This window comes from Methylobacterium sp. WL6 (genome assembly GCF_008040095.1).
Classification (GTDB): Bacteria; Pseudomonadota; Alphaproteobacteria; order Rhizobiales; family Beijerinckiaceae; genus Methylobacterium.
The window spans coordinates 1-12,693 of the sequence record NZ_VRVH01000128.1; the positions used below are offsets into that span (position 1 = coordinate 1).

11 protein-coding genes, 1 tRNA gene and 1 pseudogene are annotated in these 12,693 nt (G+C 72.3%); 9 read left to right on the plus strand and 4 right to left on the minus strand.

Features of this window, described 5'->3' with window-relative positions:
* The 4 genes and pseudogenes from FV230_RS16535 to FV230_RS16550 form a co-directional block, all read left to right on the plus strand.
* Window positions 1-318, plus strand: a pseudogene (locus tag FV230_RS16535) (PhnA-like protein); the annotation flags it as partial.
* Between the two features lie 84 nt (window positions 319-402).
* Window positions 403-606, plus strand: coding sequence for a CsbD family protein (locus tag FV230_RS16540; protein ID WP_147727116.1), 204 nt, complete (start codon window positions 403-405; stop codon window positions 604-606).
* Window positions 607-710: 104 nt separating this feature from the next.
* On the plus strand, window positions 711-1,094 hold the full coding sequence (locus FV230_RS16545; RefSeq protein WP_147843171.1) for a CsbD family protein: 384 nt from the start codon (window positions 711-713) through the stop codon (window positions 1,092-1,094).
* Window positions 1,095-1,364: 270 nt separating this feature from the next.
* Window positions 1,365-1,865, plus strand: a complete 501-nt coding sequence (locus tag FV230_RS16550) for a MarR family winged helix-turn-helix transcriptional regulator (protein ID WP_147843172.1) — start codon at window positions 1,365-1,367, stop codon at window positions 1,863-1,865.
* A 27-nt stretch (window positions 1,866-1,892) separates the two neighbouring features.
* Here the strand turns inward: FV230_RS16550 and FV230_RS16555 are convergent, their stop codons facing one another.
* Window positions 1,893-2,336, minus strand: coding sequence for a DMT family transporter (locus FV230_RS16555; protein WP_147843173.1), 444 nt, complete (start codon window positions 2,334-2,336; stop codon window positions 1,893-1,895).
* A 135-nt stretch (window positions 2,337-2,471) separates the two neighbouring features.
* On the opposite strand from FV230_RS16555, the gene FV230_RS16560 reads away from it, so the two are divergent.
* Window positions 2,472-3,212 (plus strand): DUF3750 domain-containing protein, encoded by a 741-nt coding sequence (locus tag FV230_RS16560; protein WP_147843174.1) that lies wholly within the window; start codon window positions 2,472-2,474, stop codon window positions 3,210-3,212.
* 126 nt (window positions 3,213-3,338) lie between these two features.
* Here the strand turns inward: FV230_RS16560 and FV230_RS16565 are convergent.
* Together FV230_RS16565 and FV230_RS16570 are read right to left on the minus strand one after the other, a co-directional pair.
* Window positions 3,339-3,415: transfer RNA gene (locus FV230_RS16565), tRNA-Pro, on the minus strand.
* A 92-nt stretch (window positions 3,416-3,507) separates the two neighbouring features.
* Window positions 3,508-4,200, minus strand: a complete 693-nt coding sequence (locus FV230_RS16570) for a 4'-phosphopantetheinyl transferase superfamily protein (RefSeq protein WP_246694886.1) — start codon at window positions 4,198-4,200, stop codon at window positions 3,508-3,510.
* 303 nt (window positions 4,201-4,503) lie between these two features.
* Between FV230_RS16570 and FV230_RS16580 the strand changes: the two genes are divergently transcribed.
* The 3 genes from FV230_RS16580 to FV230_RS16590 all read left to right on the plus strand — a co-directional run bounded on the left by FV230_RS16580 (window position 4,504) and on the right by FV230_RS16590 (window position 9,409).
* Window positions 4,504-5,868, plus strand: a complete 1,365-nt coding sequence (locus tag FV230_RS16580; protein ID WP_246694887.1) for an MFS transporter — start codon at window positions 4,504-4,506, stop codon at window positions 5,866-5,868.
* Between the two features lie 91 nt (window positions 5,869-5,959).
* Window positions 5,960-8,491 (plus strand): NAD-dependent DNA ligase LigA, encoded by a 2,532-nt coding sequence (gene ligA / locus FV230_RS16585; RefSeq protein ID WP_147843177.1) that lies wholly within the window; start codon window positions 5,960-5,962, stop codon window positions 8,489-8,491.
* Between the two features lie 63 nt (window positions 8,492-8,554).
* Window positions 8,555-9,409: a 3'-5' exonuclease gene (locus FV230_RS16590; protein ID WP_147843178.1), complete on the plus strand. Its 855-nt coding sequence runs from the start codon at window positions 8,555-8,557 to the stop codon at window positions 9,407-9,409.
* Window positions 9,410-9,487: 78 nt separating this feature from the next.
* On the opposite strand, the gene FV230_RS16595 is transcribed toward FV230_RS16590, so the two are convergent.
* Window positions 9,488-11,689: a 3-hydroxyacyl-CoA dehydrogenase NAD-binding domain-containing protein gene (locus tag FV230_RS16595; protein WP_147843179.1), complete on the minus strand. Its 2,202-nt coding sequence runs from the start codon at window positions 11,687-11,689 to the stop codon at window positions 9,488-9,490.
* A 227-nt stretch (window positions 11,690-11,916) separates the two neighbouring features.
* On the opposite strand from FV230_RS16595, the gene FV230_RS16600 reads away from it, so the two are divergent.
* Entirely contained in the window at window positions 11,917-12,636 is a 720-nt protein-coding gene (locus FV230_RS16600) for an EAL domain-containing protein (protein WP_243931746.1), read from the plus strand.
* Window positions 12,637-12,693: the final 57 nt, after the last annotated feature.

Sequence of the window (12,693 nt, forward strand, 5' to 3'; positions counted from 1 at the left end):
CGCGCCCTGCTCTCGGGCGACCCGGCCCAGAAGGCCCAGGCCGAGAACCGCGCCGCCGACGCGCTGGCCAAGGCCCAGGGCATCCCGACCGACCAGGCCAAGACGCAGATCCAGGACTACGAGAAGCAGTACGACGCCGCCGTCGCCGACGCCAAGCAGAAGGCCAAGGTCGCGGCCGAGGCCGCCCGCAGCGCGGCCACGCAGGGCGCGTTCTACGGCGCCCTCGCGCTGATCCTCGGCGCGCTCGCCGGCTTCCTCGGCGGCCGCTTCGGCGCCGTCAACCCGGCGCTGGCCTACGGCACCACCCGCCGCGCCTGACCCCTCCGGCCCCGGCACGCCGGGGCCGATCTCCCGCCGGTCGGATCGGCCGGTTCCCATGACATCGCACAAGGAGCGTTTTCGATGAGCAGCACCACCGACAAGATCAAGGGCCTGGCCAACGAGGCCGTCGGCAACGTCAAGCAGGGCGTCGGCAACGTCACCGGCAACGACAAGCTCGTCGCCGAGGGCAAGGCGCAGGAGTTGAAGGGCGAAGCCCAGAAGACCGTCGGCGACGCCAAGGACGGCGCCCAGAACCTGGCCGACAAGGTGAAGAGCAAGTTCTGAGCGAAGCCCGCGTCCCGAGGGACGCGCGTCTTGCCGATCCGACGATGCGGGACGGCGGCCGATGCCGTCCCGCACCTTTCCACCCGAACCGACGGATGCCGACCATGAACCGCGACGAATACCGGGGCGCCAAGCGCCACCTCAAGGGCCGCGCCCAATCCACCCTCGGCGGCATCACCGGCGAGGCCGGGCGCCAGGTCCGCGGCGCGGTCGATCAGGTCGCCGGCGGCGCGCAGTACGCCTACGGCCGCGCCCGCGACCGGGCCGAGGACGTGATCGAGGACGGAACCCACCTCGCCCGCGAAGCCCGCCGCCGCGGAGAGAGCCTCATCGACGACGGCAGCCGCTACGCGCGCGACGCACGCCGCCGCGGCGAGACCTATGGCCGCCAGGCCCTCGGCTATGCCGACGAGAACCGCGCCACCACCCTCCTCGCGCTCGCCGCGGTGGCCTTCGCCGCCGGTTGGCTGCTCCGCCCGGCGCGCTGACCGCCAGAGACAGGACAGATTCCATGATCCGCAAGCTCCTCACCGCCTTCATCGTGCCGAAGCTGATCGCCTATGTCGGCCGCCGCTTCGGCGGGGGCGCCGGGCGCCGTCCGCGCTGACCCCTTCCGGGCTCCGAAGCTTCGGCATCCGGCCGTATCCCGCGACGGGACTGACGGCCGGAGTCGAATCCCGCTATACGCATGCATATGCCGGTAATTGCGGGCAGCCGGGCCAGCCGGCCGGGACGCGAGGCGAACGATGGCGAAGGGCATGCGAGCCCGCACCGACGCGACGACCGGCGGCGCCATCGCCCCGCGGAGCCGGTGCAGCAACGCGGCGCTGCGCAGGGCGACCCGAAACATCGGGCAGCTCTACGACGAGGTGCTGGCGCCCGGCGGCCTGCGAACGACCCAGCACAGCCTCCTCGTCACCGTCCGCGCGATGGGAACCCCGACCATGGGGCAGCTCGCCGAGGCGATGGTGATGGACCTGTCCGGCCTCGGCCACACCCTGAAGCCGCTGGCCCGAGACGGCTATCTCCGCCTCGTCCCGGACGCGGCCGACCGCCGCGTCCGCCGCGTGGCGCTGACCGACCTCGGCGCGGCCAAGCTGGAGCAGACGATCCCGCTCTGGCAGGACGCGCAGGCGCGCTTCGAGGCGGCTTTCGGGCAGGCGCGCACCGAGGCCCTGCGCGACATCCTCGGCGCCCTGGCGACGCCAGGGTTTCGCGAGGCTTTTGCGGGCGGCAAGGCGCGCGACGACGCGGGCTGATCCTGCGCCCGCTGCCTGCGCACCGGTTCAGAACAGGGCGACGAGGGCGACCCCGCCGATCATCAGGACGCCGCCGAGGATCCGCCACGGCGTCGCCGGATGCACCGCGAAGCCGACCCAGCCGAAGTGATCGAGCAGGACCGAGGCGACGACGCCGGCCGTCACCAGCAGGCCGAGGAAGGCGCCGGCGCCGATCTGGCGCGCGACGAGCAGCTGCGTGATGACGATGCCGCCGCCGAACACGCCGCCGAACCATCCCCACCACGGGACCGTGGCCAGGTCTTCGGACGACGGCCAGGCGAGCCGGCCGGAGACGAGCCCGACGACGAGAACGGTGGTCGCCGTGCAGATCCCGACGACGAGCCCGGCGGTGAGCGGCTGCGAGAAGCCCTTGGCCAGGGCCGCGTTCTGGCCCGGCTGGATCGCGTTGGCGATGCCCGCGATCAGGACGACGCCGTAGAGGTACCACATGCGAAAAATCCTGGGCCGAAGGGCAACCGACGGAGGGGCAACGGGGCACGGGCGGCCGAGGCGCGATGACGCCGCACCGCTCTGCCAACCGCCCGGCGAGGTTCCTAGATCCGAGGCACCCCGCCCCGCCTGGACATGACCCGCTTGCTCCGAATCGCTCTCCTCGTCTTCGTGATCGTGTTCCTCGCGCCGATCGCGGTGTCGGCGGCCCTGTATTACCTGCGGAACGACATCGCCGACTGGCGCACTGCCGACCGCTCGAGCGCAGGGCTGCTCCTGCCGGCCGCGCAAAACCCCGAGGCCGTGGTGCGGGTGTTCTCGGCCCGCACGGTGAGCTGGCGCGGCATCATCGCGAGCCACAGCTGGATCGTGGTGAAGGGGGCCGGCGACCGCGCCTACAAGCGGTTCGACTACACCGCCTGGGGCATGCCGATCTGGGTCGACCGGTTCGTGCCGGACGGGCGCTGGTTCGGCAGCACGCCGGAGCTGGTCTTCGCCGCCGACGGCGCCGAGGCGGAGCGGATGCTGCCGCGCATCCGCGAGACCATCGCCAACTACCGCTACGCGAAGCTCGGCGACTACCACCTCTGGCCCGGGCCGAACTCGAACACCTTCGTGGCGGCGGTGATGAGCTCCGTCTCGGAGATGCGCGCGAGCCTGCCGGCGACGGCGATCGGCAAGGATTTTCCCTATGACGGCCGCTGGGCCGGCCCGACGCCCTCGGGCACCGGCTTCCGGATCAATCTCGGCGGCTATCTCGGGCTGACGGTCGGCTGGGTCGAGGGCCTCGAGGTCAACATCCTCGGCGCGGTCGCCGGCCTCGACATCCGCCGTCCCGGCCTCAAGCTGCCGGGCCTCGGCCGCCTCGGCGTCTGAAGCCTCGCGCGATTCGACGCGGCGCGCGGAACCGGGTTTCGACCGAGCGCCCGCGCGAAAAGCGGGTCACGACCGGATGGCAGGTTCGGTGGGAAGCAGTAGGAGACTGCGAACTCTCGGGAAATTTGGTCGGAGTGGCAGGATTTGAACCTGCGACCCCCACGTCCCGAACGTGGTGCGCTACCAGACTGCGCTACACTCCGAAGGCCGGCGGCTTCGCCAGCGAGCGGGGGTATAGCCGGCACCCGGGCGGGCCGCAAGCGGCATCTCGCGGAGCAGTGCGTTTCGCGGGCGATCAGCACGGGGGGCGGTCCGGCCAATCCGGCGGCAGGGCGCAGCGGGCGATGGCCGCGCCCGGCGCCCGGATCGCCGCGGCGCCGACCGTGCCGGATCCGGGTTCGAGGTGGTGGAGGCTCCAGGCCTGCGGGTCGTCGCCGGCGATCGCGACGAGGCGCGGCGCCGCCGGCGGCAGGGTCAGGGCGAAGCGGTCCAGCGGCAGCGACAGGCCGGCACCCAGCGCCTTCACCACCGCCTCCTTGCGCGTCCACAGGCCGGTGAAGGCGAGACCGAGCGCCTCCGGTGGCAGGGCCGCCAGCGCCTCGGCTTCCCAGGGCGCGAAGTGCGCGCGGGCGATGCGCAGGACGTCCGGGATCGGGCGGACCGCCTCGACATCGACGCCGATCGCGCCCGTGGGCGAGACCCCGACGAGGGCGCGGGTGCCCGAATGCGACAGGTTGAAGCGCAGGCTCCCGTCCAGCGCGCCGGCCAGCTCCGGCTTGCCGGCCGGCCCCGCCGTAAAGGCGAGCGCGTCGCCCCCCACGCCGAGGGCCGGGGCGAGGATCAGGCGCAGCGCCGCGTGGCTCGCGCGAAAACGGTCGCGGTCCTCCGCACGCAGGAAGCGATCCGCCCGGGCGGCCTCGTCGGGCGAGAGCCGCGCGTCGCAGCGCGCGAGCTGGCCCGCCGACAGGGCGAGATCGATGCTCCACACCCGGATCACCGTGCTGGGTCCGGGTTCGGTGACGACCCAGGCACCGTTCACAAGACATACGCCGAAGCCGGCGACGCGTACTTCCCTCCCCTCTCTGCGGGGGAGGGAGGCCCGCGAAGCGGGTCGGGAGAGGGGAGCGCCGTATCCGGCACTGTCGCTCCCCTCTCCCGACCCTCGCTGACGCGAGGCCCACCCTCCCCCACAAAGGGGGGAGGGAGAAGCGCGCGTGCCTTGCGGCGCGCTATCGTATCGTCGAGGCCGGACGAGCGGGGCGGATCTGCGCGCAATGAGGAGCCTTCGGGAATGAGCGGCGCGGAGGATCCACCGGTGCGGGCGGCCCCGCAAGCCGGAAGCGCCGTCGCGATCGCAAGCTTCGGCATGCGGCTGCCGACCCTGCGGGATCGCGGCACCCGCTACGGCGTGTTCTTCGCCACCTATCTCTACCAGGGGCTGGTCGCCGGGTTCTCGCTGACCGCGCTCGCCAACCATCTCGCGGCGCAGGGCGTGTCGAGCGCCGAGGTCGGCGTCCACTTCGCCATCGCCGGCCTGCCCTGGACGGTGCAGCCGATCCTGTGGGGGCCGCTGGTCGACCGGGCGAGCGGGTTCGCGATGGGGCGGCGCCGGGCCTGGAGCGTGCTCGCGATCCTCGGCTGCCACGCGGCGCTCGCCGGGCTGCTGCTGGTGCCGGACGCCCGCGCGCTCGGCGCTCTGGGGGGCGTCTTCCTCGTGCACAGCACCTTCGCCGCCCTGCTCGACACCGCCTGCGACCGGATGGTGATGGACCATGTCCCGCCGGGCGAGCTCGGGCGGATGAGCGCCTGCACGCGGGCCGGCTTCGTCGCCGGCACCAGCCTCGGCGCCGGCCTGTTCGGCTGGCTGCTCGCCGCCTACGGGTTCGGGTTCAGCACCGCCTGCCTGCTCGCGACCGCCATCCTCGCCGGCCTGCCGATCCTGCTGGTGCGCGAGGCGCCGGGCGACGCCCTGCTCTCGCCGGCGCGGCGGCCGAGCGCGGGGGGCGGGCGGAAGGTCCCGTTCGCGCGGTTCCTGCGCCGGCTGGCCCTGGGCCTGCGCCGGCCGAACGCCCTCCGGCTCGTCGCCCTGTGCTTCTCGGTCGACGGGGCGCTCGCGCTGTTCGAGCTGCCGTTCTCGGTCGATCTCGTCCAGGCGCAGGGCTGGGATGCCGCCGGGCTGTCGCGGCTCCAGGCCGGCCTCGCCTTCGCCGGCGGAACCCTGGGAGCGCTCGGCATTGGCCTGTGGTGCGACCGCGCCGGGCCGTTGCCGGCCCTGCGCACCCTGTTCGCGGCGAGTGCCGCCGCGTTCCTCGCCACCGCGTGCCTGATCGCGGGCGGCTTCGCCGGATCGGCCGGCCCGCTGATCCTCGGCTTCACCAACGTCCTGCCCGGCCTGCTGATCGTCGCCCTGGTGCCGGCGCTGATGCAGGCGAGCCGAGGCCGGGCCGGCGCGGCGACGCAGTTCGAGGTGTTCATGGCGGTGATGAACCTCGGCTCGGTCGCGGGCGGGGCGGCCTCGGGCGCGCTGGCGCCGGTGCTGCCGCTGTCGGGGGTCGCCCTCCTTGCCGGGCTGGTCCTCGTCGGCGCGGCGGCGCTGGTCCGCCGCCCGGACCTGATCCTGCCGCGGCAGCGGCCCGGCGATGCGCGATCGCTGTGAATCGCGACGCTTCGGCCCGGTCTCCAAGTGATCCCGGCCGGGGGGAAATCGGTTAGAAGCCCGATCGCCCCCTGCGGAAGTCTCGAGCCCGATGCCGAAGCCCCAGCCTGCCGCCCCGAAATCGGCCGCCCCGAAATCGGCCCGCGTCGAATCCGTCGCGCCGGAGGCCGACACGCTCACCGCCGAGGCGGCGCGGGCGCGCCACGCCGCGCTCTCCGCCGAGATCGCCGAGGCCGACCGGCTCTACCACCAGGAGGACGCGCCCGAGATCTCGGACGCCGCCTACGACGCCCTGCGCCGGGAACTGGAGACGCTGGAAGCGCAGGTCCCCGACCTTGCCGGCACCGGCATCGCCAGCGCGTCGGTGGGCGCGAAGCCCTCCGAGAAGTTCGCCAAGGTGCGCCATGCGGTGCCGATGCTTTCCCTCGGCAACGCCTTCGCCGACGCGGAGGTCGAGGAGTTCGTCGCCCGCGTGCGCCGCTTCCTCAACCGCCCGGAGGAACCGCTCGCCTTCACGGCCGAGCCGAAGATCGACGGTCTTTCGCTGTCGCTGCGCTACGAGGACGGGCGCCTCGTCACCGCCGCCACCCGCGGCGACGGGGAGACCGGCGAGAACGTCACGGCCAATGCCCGCACGGTCGAGGACATCCCCCAGGCGCTCGCCGGCAGCGGCTGGCCGGCGGTCTGCGAGGTGCGCGGCGAGGTCTACCTCTCGCACGCCGATTTCGCCGCGATCAACGCCCGCCAGGAGGCGGCGGGCAAGCCGCTCTTCGCCAACCCGCGCAACGCCGCCGCCGGCTCGCTGCGCCAGCTCGATCCGTCGATCACCGCCGCGCGGCCGCTGAAGTTCTTCGCCTACGCCTGGGGCGAGGTGGTGCCGCCGTTCGAGGGAACGCAATCGGGGGTGATGGACCGGTTCCGCGCGTGGGGCCTGCCGGTGAACCCGCTGACCGTCACCTGCACGGACGCGGCCGGCATGATCGCGCATTACCGGCGGATCGAGGCCGACCGGCCGACGCTGGGCTACGACATCGACGGCGTCGTCTACAAGGTCGACGACCTCGCCCTGCAGAAGCGGCTCGGCTTCGTGTCGCGGAGCCCGCGCTGGGCCCTGGCCCACAAGTTCGCGGCGCAGGAGGCGTTCACGGTGGTCGAGGGCATCGACATCAACGTCGGCCGCACCGGCTCGCTCAACCCGCTCGCGCGCCTGCGCCCGGTGACGGTCGGCGGCGTCGTGGTCTCGAACGCGACGCTGCACAACGAGGGCTACGTCAAGGGCGTCGGCGGCGACGGCGAGCCGATCCGCGACGGCCGCGACATCCGCGTCGGCGACACCGTGGTGGTGCTGCGGGCCGGCGACGTGATCCCGAAGGTGATGGACGTGGTGCTGGAGAAGCGCCCGGCCGACGCGAAGCCCTTCGACTTTCCCGAGACCTGCCCGGCCTGCGGCAGCAAGGCGGTCCGCGAGATCAACCCGCGCACCGGTAAACCCGACGCGGTGCGGCGCTGCACCGGCGGGCTGATCTGCCCGGCCCAAGGGGTCGAGCGGCTGAAGCACTTCGTCTCGCGCAACGGCTTCGACCTCGAAGGCTTCGGGCAGACCTACATCGAGGTGCTGTTCGAGGCCGGGCTCGTGAAACAACCCGCCGACCTGTTCACCCTCGAATTCGAGCCGCTGAAGGCGGCGATCGTCGCGCGGCGCGAGGCCCTGTCGGCGGAGCGCCGGGCGGAGGGGGCGCCGGCGCCGAAGAAGCCGACCAAGAAGAAGGGCGAGGAGGAGGACAAGGCGATCCACAACCTGCTCGCGGCGGTCGCCGAGCGCCGCAGCTTGCCGATGAACCGCTTCCTGTTCGCCCTCGGCATCCCGGACATCGGCGAATCGACCGCCAAGGCCCTGGCCAAGCGGTTCTCGGACTTTTCGGAGCTGAAGGCGGCGCTGCGGGCGGCGGCCGACGCGCAGGCCGGGCCGGACTGGATCGAGCTCTCAGCGGTGCCGCGGATCGGGCCGACCACCCGCGACCGGCTGCTCGTGGCCGGCCTGCCGGGCGAAGCGGCACATTCGGCTGACGCGGAACCTCCGGCGGAAGCGGGCGATGCCGAGGAGGGCGAAGCCCCGCCGGCGGACGCCGGCAGGATCCGGTTCAGCACCAGCCAGCGCGCCAGCCTGATCGCCCATTACGGCAGCCTGGACGCCGCCCGGGCGGCGATCGCGCGCGCGGCCGAGCAGCGACCCGGGGACGCCTACCGGGTCTTCGCCGACGACGGCGAGATCGGCCCGGTGGCGACCGACTCGCTGATCGCGTTCTTCTCCGAGCCGCACAACGACGCCGCCGTCTCGGCGCTGCTCGCCGAGGTGACGGTGGCGCCGATGGAGGCGGCCGCGCGCACGGCGGCGTTCTCGGGCAAGACCGTGGTCTTCACCGGAACGCTGGAGAAGATGACCCGCAACGAGGCCAAGGCCACCGCGGAACGTCTCGGGGCGAAGGTCTCGGGCTCGGTCTCGGCGAAGACCGACCTCGTCGTCGCCGGCCCCGGCGCCGGCTCGAAGCTGAAGGATGCCGAGAAGCACGGGGTGCGCGTCGTCTCGGAAGACGAATGGCTCGCGATGGTCGCAGGCGCTTGAAGCGCGAGTCCGCGGGTCATAGACCTGGGTCATGACACCCCCGCGGCCGTCCCGTTCAGGCACATGACCGTCGTCGCCCTCGATTTCGAGACCGCCAACGAGCGGCGCGACAGCGCCTGCGCGATCGGGCTCGCCTGGATCGAGGGGGGCCGCGTGGTCCGGCGCGCGTCCCGGCTGATCCGGCCGCCGGAGCTGCGGTTCTCGCCCGGCAACATCCGCGTCCACGGGATCGTCCCGGCCGACGTGCGCGACAAGCCGAATTTCGGCGAGGCGGTCGCCGAGTTCCTGCCCGACCTCGCCGGCGGGCTGATCCTCGCCCACAACGCGAGCTTCGACATCGGCGTGCTGCGGGCCTCGCTCCAGGCCTGCGGGCTGCCGGCGCCCCCCTTGCGCTACCTCTGCACGGTGCAGGTCGCCCGCCGCGTGTTCCCGGACCCGGAGGGCTGCGGCCTTGGCAAGGTCGCCCGCCGCCTCGGCATCCGGTTCGAGCACCACGACGCCGGCGAGGACGCCTATGCCTGCGCCGAGATCGCGCTCGCGGCCGTCCGGCAGACGGAGGCCGCGGACGTGCCCGACCTGTCGCGGGTGCTGTCGCTGCCGACGACGCGGATCGACGGGACCGCCGCGATCCCGCGGGCGGGCGCCGGCGCGATCAGCGGCCGCATCCTGCGGACGCTCAAGCCGGCCGAGCCGGACGCGCTGCGCTTCGCCATGCGCGGCAGCACCGGCAACCGCTACGAGGTCTCGCTGGAGGACCGCAGGAGCGGCTTGATGCTGCGCTGCACCTGCATGGCCGGCCGCCACGGAGTGCGCTGCCGCCACGTGAAGGCGCTCGTCGTCGGCGACATCACCGACCTGCTGTCGAACAACCACGCCGACGTCGAGGTGCTGCGGCGCCGGCTGGCCGCGGTGGGGTGAGACGGGACGCCGTCTTGAATCCAAACGCCTACGATGCCGTGAGCTCCCTCCCCCTGAAGTGGGGGAGGGAAAGGGCGATCACGCCGCCTGCTTCGCCGCCTCGCCGTAGAACGTGCCGCCGCTCTCGGCCATGGCGCGCAGGTTGTCGGGCACCGCGAAGCGCGGGCCGTGCTTGGCCTCAAGCCCCTCGGCCAGGGCGACGAAGTCCTTCGCGCCCATGAAGTCGATGTAGGACAACGCGCCGCCGGTGAACGGGGCGAACCCGAAGCCGAGGATCGAGCCGACGTCGGCCTCGCGCGGATCGGTGATGACGCCCTCGCCCACCGTGCGCGCGGCCTCCAGCGCCTGGACCACGAGGAGCCGGTGCTTCAGCTCGGCGATGTCGAGGGTGTCCGGGTCGAGGTGGGTCGGCTGCAGGTCCTTCAGCCCGGGCCACAGGCGCTTCGGGGCGCCCTCCGGGTAGTCGTAGAAGCCCTTCCGGTTCTTGCGCCCGAGCCGCCCCTGGTTCTCGACGAGCTCGACGAGCAGCGCCTTCTGCGCCGGGTCGACCGCGTCCAGGCCGAGCTGCGCCTCCGTCGCCTTGGCGATCTTCAGGCCGAGGTCGAGGGCGACCTCGTCGTTGAGCGAGAGCGGGCCGACCGGCATGCCGGCCATCTTGCCGGCGTTCTCGATCATCGCGGGCGGCACGCCCTCGTTGAGCATCTTGTGCCCTTCCAGGATGTAGGCGCCGACGCAGCGGTTGGCGAAGAAGCCACGGGCGTCGTTCACGACGATCGGCGTCTTCTTCACCGTGCGGACGTAGTCCAGCGCGGTGGCGAGCGCCCGGTCGCCGGTGGCCTCGCCCTTGATGATCTCGACGAGCATCATCTTCTCGACCGGCGAGAAGAAGTGGATGCCGACGAAGGCTTCCGGGCGCGAGGACGCCTTGGCGAGGCCGGAGATCGGCAGCGTTGAGGTGTTGGAGGCGAAGATCGTGTCGGGGCCGATCACCGCCTCGACCTTGGCGATCACCTCGGCCTTCACCTTCGGGTCCTCGAACACCGCCTCGATGACGAGGTCGCAATCGGCGAGATCCGCGTAGTCGGCCGACGCCTGGATGCGGGCGAGCAGCGCGTCGCGGTCGGCGGTCTTGGCGCGACCCTTGTTGATCTGCCCGGTGATCAGCGCGTGGGCGTAGGCCTTGCCCTTCTCGGCCGCCTCGGTCGACTGGTCGACGAGCACCACCTCGAGGCCGGCATTGGCGGTGACGTAGGCGACGCCGGCGCCCATGAATCCGGCGCCGACCACGCCGACCTTGCGCAGGCTGGTGGCGGGCACGTCCTTCGGGCGGCGCGCGCCCTTGTTCAGCTCGCCCATCGAGATGAACAGCGTGCGGATCATCGCCGCCGCCTCCTTGGTGCGCAGGATCATCGCGAAGTAGCGGCTCTCGACCTTGAGGCCGAGGTCCATCGGCAGCTGCAGGCCCTCGTAGACCGAGGCCAGGATCGCCTTCGCCGCCGGGTAGTTGTCGTGCGTCTCGCGCCGGTAGATCGCGTTGGCCGGGGGCCAGATCATCATGCCGGCCGGCGAATAGACCTTGCCCGACGGGGCCTTGAACTTCGGCACGTCCCAGAGCGCCACCGCCGAGCCGCCGGCGAGGATCCAGGCCTTGGCCTTGGCCACGATCTCGTCCTTGCCCGCGACCTCGTGGACGAGGCCCATGCTCCTGGCCATCGCCGGGCGGATCTGCTCGCCCTTGAACAGCATCTGCAGGGCGTCGCCGGTCTGCATCAGCCGCGCCACGCGCTGGGTGCCGCCGCCGCCGGGAAACAGCCCGACCTTGATCTCGGGCAGGCCGACCCGGGTCTTCGGGTCGTCCGAGACCACACGGTGATGGCAGGACAGCGCCAGCTCGAACGCGCCGCCGAGGCAGAGCCCGCTCACCGCCGCCGCGAAGGGCTTGCCGCAGGTCTCGAGCTTGCGGAACACCAGCGAGAGCCGACGCGACGCCTCGAAGAAGTGGCGCATGGCGGGCTCCTCGCCCTGCTCGCGCTTGAGCTTCTCGTATTCGAGCCCGAGGCCCTGCAGCATCGTGAGGTCGGCGCCGCCCGAGAAGTTGTCCTTGCCCGAGGTGATGACGCAGCCCTTCACGGCCGGATCGGCGACGACCGCGTCGACGATCGCCTCGATCTCGTCGATCACGGCTTGCGTGATGACGTTCATCGAGCGGCAGGGGCAATCCCAGACGGCCAGGGCGACGCCGTCGGCATCGGTCTCGAAGCGAAAGTTCTGGAGATTCATCGCTGATCCTCGGATGACCGAACGCATGTAGTCCGGCGCGTTAACAGTGTGGAGATACTTGCTCTTCAGAAGGCTTGAGGGGGTCGAGCAACGGAAACTAGCCCATGATCGTCGATGCCGAGCCTGCCGATGCCAGACCAGCCGACGCCGCGCCGGCCGACGGGAAGGCGACCGCCGGGAAGTGCCGGGCCTGCCGCAACGGCGAGGAACTCGGCTTCGCCTTCACCATGGCGTTCCAGCCGATCCTGGACACGGTCGACGGCCGCGTCTGGGGCTACGAGGCCCTGGTCCGCGGGCCGGAAGGACAGTCGGCGGCCTCGATCCTCGACCGCGTGACCGACGAGACGCGCTACCGCTTCGACCAGGCCGCCCGGGTCAAGGCGATCGAGCTCGCCGGACGCCTGTTCCCGAAGGACGACCGGACGCGCCTGTCGATCAACTTCATGCCCAACGCCGTGTACGAGCCGGCGGCCTGCATCCGCGCCTCGCTCGAGGCCGCGCGCCGGGTCGGCTTCGAGCACCGCCGGATCATGTTCGAGTTCACCGAGAACGAGCGCTTCCGCGACATCGCCCACGTGAAGCGCATCATCGCCGAGTACCGGCGCCAGGGCTTCCTCACCGCGCTGGACGATTTCGGCGCCGGCTATGCCGGGCTGAGCCTGCTGGCGAACTTCCGCACCGACCTGATCAAGATCGACATGGACCTGCTGCGCGGCATCGACGCCGATGCCGGGCGCGGCGCGATCGTGGCGGGCCTCGTCGCCATCGCGCGCGGCCTCGACGTCTCGGTGCTGGCCGAGGGCGTCGAGACGCAAGCCGAGTTCGACGCCCTGCGCGACCTCGGGATCACGCTGTTCCAGGGCTATCACTTCGCCAAGCCCCGGTTCGAAGGCCTGCCGGAGGTGGCGGGCTTTCCCGGGTCGGAGCGATCCGCGCAGGCCGCCTGAGCTGGGCTGGGGGGCCATGCCCGGATCGCTCCGCCGCCGACGTCAGCGCGCCGGGGC